Origin of the sequence: Pseudomonas sp. D3-27, assembly GCF_051132165.1 — a bacterium.
Taxonomy (GTDB): Bacteria; Pseudomonadota; Gammaproteobacteria; order Pseudomonadales; family Pseudomonadaceae; genus Aquipseudomonas.
On record NZ_CP071667.1, the window covers coordinates 1,318,895 to 1,333,793 of the forward strand.

19 protein-coding genes are annotated in these 14,899 nt (G+C 59.6%); 15 read left to right on the plus strand and 4 right to left on the minus strand.

The features are described from left to right. Nucleotides 1–68: 68 nt before the first annotated feature. From J3P92_RS06200 to J3P92_RS06220, 5 genes are all read left to right on the plus strand, one after another. A complete protein-coding gene (locus tag J3P92_RS06200) occupies nucleotides 69–635 on the plus strand; it encodes a phage tail assembly protein (RefSeq protein ID WP_434609873.1) in 567 nt (188 codons plus the stop codon). A 257-nt stretch (nucleotides 636–892) separates the two neighbouring features. Beyond that, complete coding sequence (locus J3P92_RS06205; protein ID WP_434650116.1) at nucleotides 893–2,803, plus strand: phage tail tape measure protein; 1,911 nt, start codon at nucleotides 893–895, stop codon at nucleotides 2,801–2,803. After that, on the plus strand, nucleotides 2,803–3,186 hold the full coding sequence (locus J3P92_RS06210; RefSeq protein WP_420764275.1) for a phage tail protein: 384 nt from the start codon (nucleotides 2,803–2,805) through the stop codon (nucleotides 3,184–3,186). The genes J3P92_RS06205 and J3P92_RS06210 overlap by 1 nt, the downstream gene beginning before the upstream one ends. After that, nucleotides 3,179–3,391 carry a tail protein X gene (locus J3P92_RS06215; RefSeq protein WP_420764276.1) on the plus strand — a complete coding sequence of 71 codons (213 nt, stop codon included), beginning with the start codon at nucleotides 3,179–3,181 and terminating at the stop codon, nucleotides 3,389–3,391. The genes J3P92_RS06210 and J3P92_RS06215 overlap by 8 nt, the downstream gene beginning before the upstream one ends. A gap of 9 nt (nucleotides 3,392–3,400) precedes the next feature. Continuing rightward, nucleotides 3,401–4,417 (plus strand): phage late control D family protein, encoded by a 1,017-nt coding sequence (locus J3P92_RS06220; RefSeq protein WP_434562582.1) that lies wholly within the window; start codon nucleotides 3,401–3,403, stop codon nucleotides 4,415–4,417. Nucleotides 4,418–4,440: 23 nt separating this feature from the next. On the opposite strand, the gene J3P92_RS06225 is transcribed toward J3P92_RS06220, so the two are convergent. Beyond that, nucleotides 4,441–5,253, minus strand: a complete 813-nt coding sequence (locus J3P92_RS06225; RefSeq protein ID WP_420764278.1) for a lipopolysaccharide biosynthesis protein — start codon at nucleotides 5,251–5,253, stop codon at nucleotides 4,441–4,443. Nucleotides 5,254–5,312: 59 nt separating this feature from the next. On the opposite strand from J3P92_RS06225, the gene J3P92_RS06230 reads away from it, so the two are divergent. From J3P92_RS06230 to recX, 5 genes are all read left to right on the plus strand, one after another. Then, the gene (locus J3P92_RS06230) at nucleotides 5,313–5,858 is read left to right on the plus strand and encodes a glycoside hydrolase family 19 protein (protein ID WP_434650117.1); all 546 of its coding nucleotides are present in this window, start codon (nucleotides 5,313–5,315) and stop codon (nucleotides 5,856–5,858) included. Continuing rightward, nucleotides 5,855–6,370, plus strand: a complete 516-nt coding sequence (locus J3P92_RS06235) for a lysis system i-spanin subunit Rz (RefSeq protein WP_434609880.1) — start codon at nucleotides 5,855–5,857, stop codon at nucleotides 6,368–6,370. The genes J3P92_RS06230 and J3P92_RS06235 overlap by 4 nt, the downstream gene beginning before the upstream one ends. A gap of 70 nt (nucleotides 6,371–6,440) precedes the next feature. After that, nucleotides 6,441–6,941, plus strand: coding sequence for a CinA family protein (locus J3P92_RS06240; RefSeq protein ID WP_434562588.1), 501 nt, complete (start codon nucleotides 6,441–6,443; stop codon nucleotides 6,939–6,941). An 83-nt stretch (nucleotides 6,942–7,024) separates the two neighbouring features. Further along, nucleotides 7,025–8,077, plus strand: coding sequence for a recombinase RecA (gene recA / locus J3P92_RS06245; RefSeq protein WP_420764282.1), 1,053 nt, complete (start codon nucleotides 7,025–7,027; stop codon nucleotides 8,075–8,077). Nucleotides 8,078–8,085: 8 nt separating this feature from the next. Continuing rightward, nucleotides 8,086–8,553 (plus strand): recombination regulator RecX, encoded by a 468-nt coding sequence (gene recX, locus J3P92_RS06250; RefSeq protein WP_434650119.1) that lies wholly within the window; start codon nucleotides 8,086–8,088, stop codon nucleotides 8,551–8,553. A 42-nt stretch (nucleotides 8,554–8,595) separates the two neighbouring features. On the opposite strand, the gene J3P92_RS06255 is transcribed toward recX, so the two are convergent. After that, nucleotides 8,596–9,714: a TIGR00730 family Rossman fold protein gene (locus tag J3P92_RS06255; protein WP_420764284.1), complete on the minus strand. Its 1,119-nt coding sequence runs from the start codon at nucleotides 9,712–9,714 to the stop codon at nucleotides 8,596–8,598. A gap of 500 nt (nucleotides 9,715–10,214) precedes the next feature. Between J3P92_RS06255 and J3P92_RS06260 the strand changes: the two genes are divergently transcribed. Beyond that, on the plus strand, nucleotides 10,215–10,409 hold the full coding sequence (locus tag J3P92_RS06260) for a hypothetical protein (RefSeq protein WP_420764285.1): 195 nt from the start codon (nucleotides 10,215–10,217) through the stop codon (nucleotides 10,407–10,409). On the opposite strand, the gene J3P92_RS06265 is transcribed toward J3P92_RS06260, so the two are convergent. Then, nucleotides 10,410–10,832, minus strand: coding sequence for a quorum-sensing-regulated virulence factor family protein (locus J3P92_RS06265; protein WP_420764286.1), 423 nt, complete (start codon nucleotides 10,830–10,832; stop codon nucleotides 10,410–10,412). Between the two features lie 183 nt (nucleotides 10,833–11,015). On the opposite strand from J3P92_RS06265, the gene J3P92_RS06270 reads away from it, so the two are divergent. The 3 genes from J3P92_RS06270 to J3P92_RS06280 all read left to right on the plus strand — a co-directional run bounded on the left by J3P92_RS06270 (nucleotide 11,016) and on the right by J3P92_RS06280 (nucleotide 13,063). Continuing rightward, nucleotides 11,016–11,759, plus strand: a complete 744-nt coding sequence (locus J3P92_RS06270) for a tRNA-uridine aminocarboxypropyltransferase (RefSeq protein WP_434562590.1) — start codon at nucleotides 11,016–11,018, stop codon at nucleotides 11,757–11,759. A 216-nt stretch (nucleotides 11,760–11,975) separates the two neighbouring features. Continuing rightward, a complete protein-coding gene (erdR, locus tag J3P92_RS06275) occupies nucleotides 11,976–12,629 on the plus strand; it encodes a response regulator transcription factor ErdR (protein ID WP_434562592.1) in 654 nt (217 codons plus the stop codon). 71 nt (nucleotides 12,630–12,700) lie between these two features. After that, nucleotides 12,701–13,063 carry a diacylglycerol kinase gene (locus J3P92_RS06280; RefSeq protein WP_420764289.1) on the plus strand — a complete coding sequence of 121 codons (363 nt, stop codon included), beginning with the start codon at nucleotides 12,701–12,703 and terminating at the stop codon, nucleotides 13,061–13,063. Between the two features lies 1 nt (nucleotide 13,064). Here the strand turns inward: J3P92_RS06280 and J3P92_RS06285 are convergent, their stop codons facing one another. After that, nucleotides 13,065–13,991 (minus strand): LysR family transcriptional regulator, encoded by a 927-nt coding sequence (locus tag J3P92_RS06285; RefSeq protein WP_039594356.1) that lies wholly within the window; start codon nucleotides 13,989–13,991, stop codon nucleotides 13,065–13,067. Between the two features lie 122 nt (nucleotides 13,992–14,113). Between J3P92_RS06285 and fpr the strand changes: the two genes are divergently transcribed. Continuing rightward, nucleotides 14,114–14,893 carry a ferredoxin-NADP reductase gene (gene fpr, locus J3P92_RS06290; RefSeq protein ID WP_003198368.1) on the plus strand — a complete coding sequence of 260 codons (780 nt, stop codon included), beginning with the start codon at nucleotides 14,114–14,116 and terminating at the stop codon, nucleotides 14,891–14,893. Nucleotides 14,894–14,899 lie beyond the last annotated feature (6 nt).

A 14,899-nucleotide genomic window follows, 5' to 3' on the forward strand; every position in this document is an offset into this window, starting at 1 on the left:
TGAACCGTCGCCATCGCGAGCAAGCTCGCTCCCACAGGGGATCCCCGATTTTTCAAGGAATTGATTTTATGTCCTGGATGCCTCCAACCCTTGAGCTGTTATCGCCGATCACCGATGACGATGGTTCGCAGCTCGAGCAACTGCAACTCAGGCCGCTGTACTACGCCGCGCAAAAAGACGCCTTGGCCCGTGCCGGCGATGACGAAGACGAGCAATTCTTCGAATTGGCCAAATTGGCCACCGGCCTGTCGGGCAAGGAGCTCGATCAGCTCAAGCGTCCGGATTACGTGAGCATTGCCCAGTACGTGCACGAAATGTCCACGCGCCCGGCGTCGTATTTTCTGGATGACCCACAGGCCGATCCTGACCAGATGCCGCTGCTGCAACCACTCGACGTCGCGGGCCGCAGCCTGACCTCATTGACCCTGGAAATGCCGGTTCTGCGGGCCACCAAGGCGATGAAGAAACTGAAGACGGCCAAGGAACGCGCCGAGTTCATCACGGCTCATTGCACCGGCCTGATGCTGCCCGATCTGGCCTCGCTGACTGTGCCTGACTGGACGCAACTTCAGGTGCGCATCGACGATTTTTTAAACAAACCGGCGGACTTCTTTCGGAGCGCGACATCGAAGTGATCCTCGATGTGGTGCCGCTCATTTACTCGGTAAGTGAAGCGGAAATCCTGGAGTGGGACGCCGGCAAGGCCTTGCGCCGATACGACATCGCGATCACTCGCCTTGGCGTGAAACTGGAGTAGAGCGGGATGGCGGACGATAGATATTCGCTCAGATACGCAGCCTTCACTGAGAGTGGGTCGGCGGCCTCAAATACGAACCCTGCGAGCAGTGTGATCATCTCCGCTGGGGATCGGCTGCCAGGACTGAGCCTCGCGATGGAAAACCTTGGGCTCAAGCTCGGCCGACTGACCACGGCAATCGAGTCGCTGACCGTCAAGCTTTCGGCGCAGCGATTGTTTTCCCAGGCAATGGGAACCGGCGCCAAGGGCGAGACAGCCAAGGAACCGAAGGGTCAGCCGGCCGGCGGTATTGAGCCACCAGAACTGCTGAAACCCGCGATAGCGATGGATTCAGCCATTGCCGATCTGAAGCTGGCCACCCAATTCGGCCCTCGCCAGATTGCCGAGATGGCTGAGCCCACCCAGCGCATCGCCAGCGCGCCATTGGTGGCGGCGGGCGGGACCACGGCGGTTGATGTCGTGAGGATGGAAAGCCTGGCGGCCAGGGCGGGAATCAGCAGCGATCTGCCCAATGCCTCGGACCGGCAATTGGCACTGTTGCGCTTTGCCAGTGATGCAGGCGTGACGGCATCCACATTCAAGATGCCGGCCATGGAAGCCGCCGAGATGCTGCTCGGCTGGCGCACCGCCATGAAACTCAGCGCTGAAAAAGCGTTCGACCTGGCGGATGCAACCAACCACCTCGGCAAGCTCCCCGGCGGTGCGAAAGCCAGTGAGATCGGTACCGTGTTGCAGCGTGACGGTGCGGCCGCGACCTCGGCGGGTTTGCAACCAGCGCAAGCCGCAGCGTTGACGGCGGCGTTGCTCAACACCGGTTCGCAACAAGCTGAAGCCGGCGCCGCGCTGGATAGCTTCGCGAAGGCTTTGGGCAAGGGCAATCAAGCCTCCGCGACCGAGCAGGCAGCCTGGAAGCAGTTGCGGCTTGACCCAGAGGAAGTGGCGAGTGGGCTGCGTGACAAAGACGCAGCGCCCGGTACGGTGATGTCGGTATTGGCGGCCTTGAATGCGCAGCCTGTGGACCAGCGCCCGAACCTCGCCGCTTCGCTGTTTGGCGTGAGCGACCAAGCGGTGCTACGCATGGCGCAGAAGCTTGACGATGTGAACGCAGCGTTCTGGCAGGTGAAAGACCCGGCCCACTACGCCACGTCGCTATTGGGTGACAAGGGCTCGGTGCGGCAGGATGCGTTGGCGTTGTCGAACACCCAGCAAGGTCGGTGGAACGTCTTCAACGCCAGCAATGAGCGTTTGTCGGCGGCCGCTGGCAATGCCGTGACACCCGTTGTGGACAGCTCGCTGCAATGGCTCGGGTCGTTGAACGATGACATGAGCGAGTTGGCCGAAACCTCACCTAAAGCCGCCGCCGCCATTGTGCTGGTCGGCGCGGCGATCAAGCCGCTGGTGGGGGCGTTGCTCAAGGCCCTCACGGATGAATTGGGCAGTCGAGCTGCCAAGCGAATTTTGGAGCCGACGAGCGCTGCGAAGGCCGAGGGTGGTGTGAGCGGCGGCCGCTCCCTGCAAGGCGTGACCAGTTCATTGCGTACGGTGACTCGTTTAATGCCCAAAGCGATGGTTTTAGGTGCCGCCGCTGAGGTCGTCGAGGGCGCGATCAATGGGGACGGCGGAATGATCGGAGAGGGCCTGGGGGCCGCTGGCGGCGGCTGGGCGGGCGCGTCGGCAGGCGCTGCGATTGGCACCTTTTTCGGTCCGGGCATCGGCACCGTCCTCGGTGGAGCGATCGGCGCGCTTGTTGGCGGCCTGACGGGAAGCTCGATGGGCAGGGAGGCGGGGTCCTGGCTGGGTGACAAACTCGCCACGCCCGCCGACAGGCTCGCCGTCCCAGAGCAGGTCAGCAAAGACCTGGCCGGCACCCAGGCAACCACCCAGCAAAACACCCTGACCGCAAACATCTACATCAACGGCCAGGATCAGGCCAGTGCCGCCCAATTGGCGAACCTGGTGGTGCAACAAATCAGCAGCCAATTCCAACTCATGCCCAACTCACTCGCCATGCGCAGTGACGCGGCCCTGACGGACGGAGGTACGTGATGCGTCAACAAATGGCGTTGGGCAATTTCATTTTCGGCCTCTCCCGCAACTTCGCTTATCACTCGCTGGTTCGCACCTCGGACGGTGGCTGGAAAAACATCGACATCCTCACCAGCAAACCAAGGTCCAGTCAGGTCGGGCAAGGCTTGCAAGGGCTGACGATCACCGGCAAATCGATGTACGCGACCGCCATGGATCGCCTCGATGAATTGCGAGCGCTGCAAGCCTTGCGCATCCCTTTGCCATTGGTCGATGGCATCGGTCGAAACTGGGGGCTGTGGCAGATCAACAAGGTGTCGGAGACCCAGACCGAGGTCATCGACGATGGCACGGCGATGGTGGTCGGTTGGGTGATTGATTTGACGGAGTTCGCCAATGCGTAGGGTTCGAAGTATCGCCGGTGATTCGGTGAATCTGTTGCTGTACCGCGAGCTTGAGCGCTGTGACGACCTCGTTGAGGAGGCGCTCTGGCTGCTCAATCCGGGGTTGGCGCAATGGGGCCCGGTATTGCCGGCGGGCGTATGGATCGTCCTGCCGGAAGTGGATCTCAAGCCCGTGGCGATCCCTCCGGTTTCGGCCTGGGATTAAGGAGGCGACATGTCATTGGGTTTCACGCCTGCGGTGGAAATTTATGGTGCGAACGCCGCGCTGCTCAACGAACGCCTGCTCGGTTGGAGCCACGTCGACGCGGCGGGGATCGAGTCCGATCAATTGACGCTCACCATCAGCCTGGACGGACTCGAAGGGTTGCCAAGCCTGGGCGGGAAAATCGGCCTGCGGGTCGGTTATCTTGAATCGGGGCTGGTGGACAAAGGCGAGTTTGTCATCACTCGGCGCACGCCGTTGCTGTTTCCTCTGCAACTCGTTCTGGTGGCCATGGCGGCGCCGTTCAGCGCGGCTGACCAGACGGGCTTCAAGCAGCGCCGATCCATCAGCCATGGCCCGACGACCCTGGGGGCGTTGTTTCGGGAGCTGACGTCCAGGCACGGGTTCTCGCCCCGTGTGGCGCCGGAGCTTTCGCTGATTAAAGTCGAGCACATTGACCAAACCAACGAAACCGACATGGGCTTGCTGACCCGCCTGGCCCATCGTTATGACGCTGTGGCCAAACCAGTCAACGAGTTGTATGTGCTGGCCCGGCGCGGTCAGGCGAAGTCGTTGTCGGGCAAGGTCCTGCCCGAGATAAGGCTGTCGGTGACGACGAACAACCGCCCGGGCGACCACGCTTTCATTTCGGCCAAGCTGGATGAAACCGCGCGGGCGAAGTACGAGGGTTGCAAGACCTGTTGGTGGGATGCGGCGGCGGGCAAGCTGCGGGTCGAGGAGAGCGGCATCGCGCCGTTCAAGACCCTGCGCCAGCGCTTCCAGAGCGCAGAAGAGGCCCGCGCCGCCGGCGAAGGCGAGGTGCGCCGGATGCTGCGCGAGGCCCTCAAGGTGACGATCGAATGCCCGGGTAACCCGGGGCTGTCCGCCGAGGGCATCGTGCTGCTCGATCCTTCCTGGCCCGATTTCATGCGCGGTCGCTGGTCGATTGACAAGGTCACCGCCAGCGGTAGCCGGGAGAAAAGCTACCGCTGCAGCGTTGAGGCGACTTGCCTGGATGCAAGAGCGTGACCGGGGCTTGGAGGGGCCATCATTCAGTTACGTAGCATTCGCCGTGCGTCGTCGAGACTGATTTTTTTGATGATATCTGCCGGCACCCTTGAGGTCGCGGACAAGTTATACACCTGAAAATCATCATCAATGATCTGCTTGGACATCAGTTTTAGAGAAGGCAGGATGCGAGTCTTGTAATGCTGATCCAACCCGCAGGGCGAGCGTTTGCTTTCGACCGTTTCATAGAATCGGCCGGCCGCTTGGTCCAAGTCGAAACCTACAAGGAAAACCCTATTGAAGCCCAGATGGTAGGCGACCTGTAAGGCCAAATACATCACCGTCCTGGCATCGAAGCAACCGAGGGTCATATTTTTGCTGAAGCCGATGTCTTTGCTTCGCTTGCTAAAAAGAGATCTGTACCTGACGAGAGACTTCTGCGGGTTGAATAACGTGGAGCAGATCGAGGCCCTGGGAGCTTTTTTCAAGCCGAAGGCTCGCCCGCTTGGCTTAGCTTGGACGATGTCGAACTGGTCCTCCCATAAGGCAACGTTCTCACTGAGCCGCATAGCGGTTGCAAAAAGATCGGGCTGCTGGAGCGGGAAGTGGGTATCGGAGCAGATGTAAAAAAAGGGTTTTGTATGCGCTTGGCTGAACATGGATATAGCGCCGTTCATGGTAATCATGGGTACGGCTGAAAACTCCTCCAGCGGAAAGCCCTTCGCTGAGTTGCCCGAGGCGATGATGAAAACCGGTCCACTTTTTACATTCCTACATTCGCTAAAGCTCATGTTTTCAAACGGTGTAAACGATGACTCCGTAATGAGCGATTTCTCAAAACTACTTCGCCTGCTCATTCATTCCATTCCGTTAGTCAATGATCGTTGTTGTATTCATTCGCGTTAAAGAGAGCGCCATGTTCATCACCCCAGCCCAACTACTGCGTATCCTCCCAAGCGCCGGCGACAATGCCGGCGTTTTTGCACCTCTCCTAGGCACTGCCATGGAGCTTTACCAGATCATCGGCCCCAAGCGTGCCGCTGCATTCATTGCGCAGGTGGGGCACGAGTCCGGCCAGCTGCGGCACGTACGGGAGCTAGGCAACGATGTTTATTTATCAAAGTATGACACTGGCCGATTGGCTTCGTGCCTGGGCAACTCCCCCGAAGCCGATGGCGACGGGCAAAAATACCGTGGGCGAGGTCTGATCCAGATCACCGGGCGGGCTAATTACCAGGCCTGCGGTAAAGCCTTGAGTCTGGATCTGATGGAGCAGCCTGCATTGCTGGAGCTGCCGCGATGGGCCGCGCTTTCGGCTGCGTGGTTCTGGGCGTCGCATGGGCTTAATTCTCTCGCTGATGCTGGTCGATTCGACGCCATCACGCAGCGGATCAATGGCGGCCAGAATGGCGCGGCGCAGCGGCGGGCCTTGCATGGGCGGGCGTTGCAGGTGTTGGGATGAATCCGGCGCTGTTGAGGTTCTTTCCCATCACAGTATTGGGGCTTTTACTGCTGGCGACCAGCATGGCATGGAAGGTCCAGGATTGGCGTTACGGCAGGGTCTTGGCCGAGCAAGCGCGGGCGCAGGCCGAGACCTTAAAGCAGATGACCGCGGCAGCTGCGGCTTCCCAGCATAAGGAAACACAGAAACGCCTCGCCCTGGAACAACAACTCTCCACCAGCGAACAAACCCATTACCGAGCCCTGAGCGATGCCCAACGTGATCAGGATCGCCTGCGCGATCGCCTTGCTACTGCCAATGTCCGGCTGTCAGTCCTCCTCGACGCCGACGATGTCGCCGCCGGTTGTACAGTGCCTGCCACCACCGGCACCGGCGGCGTGGATCATGGCGCCTCACGCGCCCGACTTGACCCGGCGCATGCTCAACGAATTATCGCCATCACCGACGCGGGCGACCGTGGACTGATTGCCTTGCAGGCCTGCCAGGCGTATGTCAGGGCGCTGGGCCGGTAATCCGCCGAGTCTTGCAAGCGGCGATTGCTCGTGTACGGTAGGGCCCATTGCGTCGAATCAGGAGAGCAGCGTGGACGACATCACTGAACTGGCCGCTGAATTGGGTAGGCGCTTGCAGGTGCTAAATGCCCATGTCACCACGGCCGAGTCTTGCACCGGCGGGGGGATCGCCGAGGCAATCACTCGGATTCCGGGGAGCTCGGCCTGGTTCGAGGCCGGTTTTGTCACGTATTCCAATCGCCAGAAAACCCAGCAGTTGGGTGTTCCCGCAGAGCTGTTCGACAAAGTCGGCGCGGTCAGTCGCGAGGTGGTGGAGGCCATGGTGCGCGGCGCCCAGCAGAAAAGCCTGGCGCGGTTTGCCGTGGCGGTCAGCGGCGTGGCCGGGCCGGACGGGGGCTCGCCGAGCAAGCCGGTGGGCACGGTGTGGCTTGCCTGGGGTGTTGGCGAGGCGGTGTACAGCGAGCAGAAATTCTTACCTGGCAACCGCGACGAGGTCCGCCGACAAACGGTGAAGGCCGCGCTAGACGGGCTGTTACAACATGCCGCCGCAGAAATCTCAAATCAGGGGTAGGCGATCCCCGATCGCTGTGGAATAATACTGGCTACTTATACAGGTGTTGGCCGTCAGGCCTTATTGATTACGTGAGGACTTTAATGGACGACAACAAGAAGAAAGCCTTGGCTGCGGCCTTGGGTCAGATCGAACGTCAATTCGGCAAGGGTGCCGTAATGCGTATGGGCGATCAGGACCGCCAGGCTATTCCCTCCATCTCCACCGGCTCCCTGGGCCTGGACATCGCGCTTGGCATCGGCGGCTTGCCAAAAGGTCGTATTGTTGAAATCTACGGTCCCGAATCTTCCGGTAAGACCACGCTGACGCTGTCCGTGATCGCCCAGGCTCAAAAAGCGGGCGCTACCTGCGCCTTCGTCGACGCCGAACACGCCTTGGACCCGGAATACGCCGGCAAGCTGGGCGTCAACGTCGATGACCTGCTGGTCTCCCAACCGGACACCGGCGAGCAGGCCTTGGAGATCACCGACATGCTGGTGCGCTCCAACGCAGTTGACGTGATCATCGTCGACTCCGTGGCGGCCCTGGTACCGAAAGCGGAAATCGAAGGTGAGATGGGCGACACGCACGTGGGTCTGCAGGCTCGCCTGATGTCCCAGGCCTTGCGCAAGATCACCGGTAACATCAAGAACGCCAACTGCCTGGTGATCTTCATCAACCAGATCCGCATGAAGATCGGCGTGATGTTCGGCAGCCCTGAAACCACCACCGGTGGTAACGCGTTGAAGTTCTACGCCTCGGTTCGCCTGGACATCCGTCGTACTGGCGCGGTGAAAGAAGGTGATGAGGTTGTCGGCAGCGAAACCCGCGTCAAGGTTGTGAAGAACAAGGTGGCATCGCCGTTCCGTCAGGCTGAGTTCCAGATCCTGTACGGCAAGGGTATCTACCTCAACGGCGAAATGATCGATCTGGGTGTGCTGCACGGTTTCGTCGAGAAGTCGGGCGCCTGGTATGCCTACAACGGCACCAAGATCGGTCAGGGCAAGGCCAACTCGGCCAAATTCCTGGCGGACAACCCGGAAGTCGCGGCAGCCCTCGAGAAGCAACTGCGTGACAAGCTGTTGAGCCCGGTGGCGGACGTCAAAGCCGTGGCCAACCGCGAGACTGCCGACGACCTGGCCGACGCAGATATCTGATTGATCCGATGACCGCCGTACTCGATACCCTCGTCGCGGTGCGGCGAGCTGCGATGGACCTGCTCGCCAGGCGCGAGCACGGTCGTGTGGAGCTGACGCGTAAACTGCGTCAACGCGGGGCTCATGATGAGTTGATCGACGCCGCTCTTGACCGTTTGACGGAAGAGGGGCTGTTGTCGGAAGCGCGGTACCTCGAGAGCTTCGTCTCTTATCGCGCCCGCTCCGGCTACGGTCCGGTGCGCATTCGTGAAGAGCTTGGCCAACGCGGGTTGCAACGAGCGGATATCGAATCAGCCTTGCGCGAGAGCGGTATCGATTGGCAGCAACAGTTAGCTGAGACCTGGCGCCGCAAGTTTTCGGGACATTTGCCTATCGACATTCGGGAGCGTGCCAAGCAAGGGCGTTTCCTGGCGTATCGAGGCTATTCCATGGAAATGATCAACCGCTTGTTCAGTGGTCGCAGCATGGACGACTAAAAACGGCCCGCTATGTCGATAGCGGGCCGTTTTTTTATGGGCTCACGTTACCTTGATCGGCTCCCAAGTCAGGGGGTGGGCCTTGGCGGTGGGTTGGGCCCAGTTTTCCGGCAGGTTGATGTAGTCCACCAATTCCCTTAAACGACCGTGGTCACGGGCGTTGAACGTAAATGCCAATCGCGTCAGATGACTGAAGGGCGCTTCCTCGGGTTCTTCGCCGTTGTAAGCGTGCTGATGGAAACAGTCATTCAGGCACAGGTCGGCGAACTCGGCCTGCATTTGTTGCAGTGCTTGTTCACTGAGTTCGTGATTCATGCGGATCACGAACTGATGCTTGAGCCAGCGGCTGGAATGGAAGTTACGGTAGAACTGGTTGATTTCCTCCACAGCGTCCTCGGCGCAGTACACCAGGCGCATCAACTTCATGTCGGTCGGCAGGATGTAGCGGTTTTCCTCCAATTGTTCGCGGATAAAGTCCAGGGCGCTCTGCCAGAACTTGCCTCCGGGCACGTCCAGCAATACCACCGGTACCAATGGGCTTTTGCCCGTCTGCACCAGCGTCAGGACCTCCAATGCTTCGTCAAGAGTGCCGAAACCGCCGGGGCACAGCACCAAGGCATCGGCTTCCTTGACGAAAAAAAGCTTGCGAGTGAAGAAGAAATGGAACGGCAACAGGTTCTGCGTCCCTTCGACGGTCGGGTTCGCATGCTGCTCGAAGGGCAGGGTGATGTTGAATCCCAGGCTGTGCTCGCGGCCCGCGCCTTCATGGGCCGCGGCCATGATCCCGCCGCCTGCGCCGGTGATCACCATCATGTCTGACCGAGCCAGCGCCGCTCCCAGCTCCCGTGCCAAGCCATACAAAGGGTGTTCGATGGGCGTTCGGGCCGAGCCGAAGACCGTAACCTTGCGGCGCCCTTTGAATTGTTCCAGCGTTCGAAACGCATGTTCCAGTTCCCGAAGGGCCTGAAGCGTGATCTTCGCATTCCAGCGGTTGTGATCTTCCTGGGCCATGCGCAGCACAGTCAGGATCATGTCGCGGTAGATGGGGAGGTTGGGGCTGTTGGGCGATACCAGGTTGAGTTGCTCTTCGACCTTGCGGGTGAGGTCGTGGCCATGGCTCTCAAAATGACGGCTGAGCAGGTCATTCGGTTTGTAAGGCATTCAGCTTCTCCTTCTGAACAGGACCCCGGTCCTGACGAGAGATTCATCAGGGCCACGACACTTCCTGTGCCGTTGTGAGTCCGGGCGCGTGCCCGGGCGTAAACCTGGCTCGACGTAATCTGCAGCAAGGCGGCCAAGCCATCCAACGGGTCCTGCTGTTTCCCTTGGATGAAAAACGGTTGAACATCGCTTATTGGTGAGGGCAGCCTCTTTCTGCCCAGTAAAAACGATACGTTGAATCTAGCCTCTGGCGGTGAACTTCGCTGTCCAGATCATGGCGCTCGAATGTGAACGTTTGCAACATTTCCCCGTAGTCCTACGCTCATCGGTCGCTCGCGATGGGTTCAGTAATGACCTCGGCCCGTACCGCTCGTCAGCTCACCGGCTGGGTGCGTACCGCTCTGATTAACTCCATTAAAGGCGTGCCAACGTAGTTCGACGTCCGGGGCTGGACGTCCGCGCGATGAAATGCTGCATTGATGGGCAGGGAGGCGGGAGAAATGACCAGGGTAACGCTGGAGCTCGAAGGGCAGTTGTATTTGATGTTGTTGGAAGCGGCTCAAGCCAATCGGGTAAGCCTGGAAGAGGAATGTTGCCGTCGGCTGGAAGGTCGGGAATGGCGCTCACGCTATTTGCAGGCGCTGGTGGCGGAACTGCGCGCCGACGAAGAGCAGCGGCGCGCGCGCGCGGGTTGATTATTTCTTGGTCTTGGCCGGTTTCGGGCAATCCGATTCCTGGAAACGTTCGCTGGCGACCGGACGGTTGGTCTTCACTTCGGTGAACTCGTAGCGCATGGTCGCGCCCTTGGCCATCAGTTTGCGGAACCCTGGATTGGTGCACACCGTGGAGCCCAGCTGGAAATAAACCGCCTTGGGATCCGCGCGCATTTTTTGCGCATGGCTGCTTTGGACGCTGAGATGGTTGATCAGCTCGGTGCCTTCGACGGTGTAGCCCTGGTCAAGAATGTCTTCGTTGATCGCACGCGGCGTGCCGACACTGCTTTGCTTGGCAACGTTCTGCAGCATCTTGTTCAGTTCGAGTTCTTTCAGCGACGCAGCCTGAGCGCTGATGGACGTCGCCAGCAGAACGGCAACGGTTGGAACGATAAGGCGCAGCATGAAACTCTCCTGGTTCAGTAACTGGTGGTTCGACCGGTCACGTGACTGTGCGTTCAGTGGCGGCGATTATAGGGAAGCCCGGGTAGACGGTACAGGTTTGCGCGCTCTGGTAGACTGCCGGTCTTCATTGCCCTTGCGAGTGTGGTTCGTGTCAAGTTTTCCTGTCTGCGGGCGTTGCCCGCGATGAGCTGTGCTTCCAACGCCGTAGCCCGCTTGCGCGACCAACGCGTCGATGAAGGCATCAAGCCGCTCCAGGCCCGAGGGTGGCGCGCGCCCCGTTGTGGCGCCTGTCGAGTGATCGAGAGCCATTGCTTGTGTGCCTGGCGTCCGAGCGTCGAGACCCGTTCCGGCGTCTGCCTGATCATGACCAATAAGGAAGTCTTCAAGCCGAGCAACACGGGCTGGCTGATCGCCGATGTGGTACGGGATAACCATGCCTTCATCTGGTCGCGCACTGATGTCGATGAGCAACTCCTGGCTTTGTTGAACGATCCACAATGGCAACCGTACCTGGTATTTCCAGGTGAGTATGTCGAACCCTCCCGGGTAACCCACACGGTTGATCTGGCTCGGGGCAAGCGTCCCTTGTTCATCTTGCTGGATGCCACTTGGACGGAAGCGCGCAAGATGTTCCGTAAAAGTCCTTACTTTGACCGGCTGCCCATCTTGAGCTTGCTGCCCGACAGGCTGTCGCGCTATCGCTTGCGGCGCTCCACACGCAGTGAGCACCTGTGCACCGCCGAGGTCGCGGCGCTGTGCCTTGAGCTGGCGGGCGATAGCGACGCGGCGTCGGCCCTGGACGCCTATTTCGATGTGTTCAGCCAGCATTACCTGGGTGCCAAGCGTCAGCAGGAAGTGAACGTGTCGACTCCGGCCCATGCCGAACTGCTGCCCTTTGTCCGCTCGGCTCAGGCGGCGTTGGCCTAATAGTGGCCCATACTGGGTGCAGCGGTGGCCGTGCAGCTTGACCACCCCGGTTTCGCTGGGCATGCTTGGCGCCGACCAGGGTGCGGCCGGAGTTTAAGACGCTGTGATTGGCGTTGAACGTGCCCCTGTGGATAACGCTGAATGGCGTTATCTTGAGTTGCATGGCGAGGCGCGAATGCATCGGGCCTGCCTTAAAAAAACAGGATCATTTGAAAAATGGCCACATACGAAATCCTGATTGCCGATGACCACCCGCTCTTTCGCAGCGCGTTGCATCAGGCGGTGACCCTGGGCCTTGGTTCGGATGTCCGGTTGACGGAGGTGGCCAGCATCGCGGAGCTGGAAGCCCGATTGGCGGAAAAGGCTGATTGGGACCTGGTGCTGCTGGATCTGAACATGCCCGGCGCGTATGGTTTTTCAGGGCTGGTCCTGTTGCGTGGGCAGTATCCGCAGATTCCTGTGGTGATGGTCTCAGCCCAGGAAGAAGCTTCGGTGATGGTCAAGGCCCGCGAATTTGGTGCCAGCGGGTTCATCCCCAAATCCAGCTCCCTCGAAATGATTCAACGGGCGGTAAAGGCCGTCCTCAGCGGTGATGTATCCTGGCCGCCGCAGGCGTTCGAGGCGGTGAGCGTGTCCGACGAGGCCAAGGCGGCCAGCGAAGGGCTCGCGAGCCTGACGCCCCAGCAGTTCAGAGTGCTGACCATGGTTTGTGAAGGTCTGTTGAACAAGCAGATCGCTTACGAACTGAATGTGTCAGAGGCCACCATCAAGGCTCATGTTACGGCGATCTTTCGTAAATTGAATGTGCGCACCCGGACCCAGGCTGCCTTGTTGTTGCAACAACTTGAGTCAATTTCGCCGCAGTCGTAGCGCCTGAATTCACGCTTTTTTGACTGCAATTACAGTAGCTTCTCCACTCCTATCGATCAGTTGCCCACTCTATGTCTCCTTTCAAAGGCCAAACCGGCCTGAAACGCATCCTCAATGCCTCCGGCTATTCCCTGGACGGGCTGCGTGCAGCTTTCGTCGGCGAAGCGGCGTTCCGTCAACTGGTCCTGCTTAACGTCATCCTGATTCCGTTGTCGTTTTTCCTGAACGTGAGCCGCGTGGAGCAGGCGCTGTTGATAGCGGTGTGCCTGCTGGCCTTGATCGTGGAGTTGCTCAACTCGGCGGTAGAGGCGGCGATCGACCGTATTTCCCTTGAGCTGCACCCCTTGTCGAAAAACGCCAAGGACATGGGCAGCGCGGCCCAACTTGTCGCCCTGACGATGATTGCCCTGGTCTGGGGCCTGGTGCTGCTCTGATTCAAGCGATGGCAGGCAGGACGATCTCGTCGCTGCGCTGGACCCCAGCGGTGAAAGCTCGGCAGAGGTCGAGGAATTCACGCATGGCTGAGGTCTGGTACTTCTGTTTGTGCCAGATGAAATAAAACTGCCGCGCCAGGTCCATGTCCGGGGTTTCCACGGCCACGAGGCTGCCGCGACGGAAAGCATCACGCAAGGCCAGGCGCGAAATGCAGCCAATGCCCAGGCCCGATTCCACTGCTCGCTTGATCGCTTCGGTGTGTTCCAATTCCAGGCGGATGTTGAGCGCGCTGCGGTGGTGGCGCATGGCCTGATCGAAGGTCAGCCGCGTACCTGAACCCTGCTCCCGCAAAATCCACGCTTCATGGGTCAATTCCTCCATGGTCGCCTGACCACGCTTGGCCAGTGGATGCTGGGGCGCGCAGAACACCACCAATTCATCCTCGACCCAGCTCTGCACCTCAATGTCCGGATGGCTGCAATCGCCTTCGATTAGACCCAGATCAATTTCGTAATGGGCGACCTGGTGCACGATATTGGCAGTGTTTTGCACGTGCAGCTTCACCTGGCTTTCCGGATGGCGCTGCATGAATCCGCCGATCAGCAGCGTCGCCAGGTAATTGCCGATGGTCAGCGTGGCCCCGACCGCCAGCGAACCGAAGCCGGACTTGCCGTTGAGTAAGTCTTCGATCTCTTTGGCCTGGTCCAGCAATGCCACGGCCTGGGGCAGCAATTGCTTACCCAAGGCGTTGAGGCTCAGGCGCTTGCCGGCGCGGTCGAACAGTTGGCAGCTGGATTGACGCTCCAATTCAGTGATGGAAGTGCTGGCGGCCGACTGCGACAGATTGAGCAAGCCCGCGGCACGGGACACGCTTTCCTGCTGGGCGACAGCGACGAAGACTTGAAGTTGCCGTAGAGTAAATCGCATATCGATATAACCGATAACCATTATCTTAATAATCCATTTAACAGATATTGTCGCCGCCATTAGAATGCGATGCAATTGCGCAGATTACCGGCGCAGGTATCATTTCCAGGAGTCCCCCGTACATGAGCAACATGAACCACGAGCGTGTCCTCAGTGTTCATCACTGGAACGACACTCTGTTCAGCTTCAAGTGCACCCGCGATCCGGGCCTGCGCTTCGAGAACGGTCAGTTCGTGATGATCGGCCTGCAGCAGCCCAACGGCCGCCCGCTTATGCGCGCTTACTCGATTGCCAGCCCGAACTGGGAAGAGCATCTGGAATTCTTCAGCATCAAGGTCCCTGATGGTCCGCTGACTTCCCAGTTGCAGCACTTGAAGGAAGGCGACGAGATCATCATCAGCAAGAAGCCCACCGGCACGCTGGTGCTGGACGACCTCAAGCCTGGCAAGCATTTGTACCTGCTCAGCACCGGTACTGGCCTGGCGCCTTTCATGAGCGTCATCCAGGATCCGGAAACCTACGAGCGTTTCGAAAAAGTGATCCTGTGCCACGGCGTGCGTTACGTCAATGAAGTCGCCTATCGCGAATTCATCACCGAGCACCTGCCACAGAACGAGTTCTTCGGCGAAGCGCTACGCGAAAAGCTGATCTACTACCCCACCGTGACCCGCGAGCCGTTCGAGAACGAAGGTCGCCTGACCGACCTGATGCGCAGCGGCAAGTTGTTCCGCGACATCGGCCTGCCGCCGATCAACCCGCAAGACGACCGCGCGATGCTGTGCGGCAGCCCAAGCATGCTCGACGAAACCAGCGAAGTGCTCAACAGCTTCGGCCTGACCGTTTCGCCGCGTATGCGCGAGCCGGGTGATTACCTGATCGAGCGCGCGTTTGTAGAGAAGTAAGCTTCG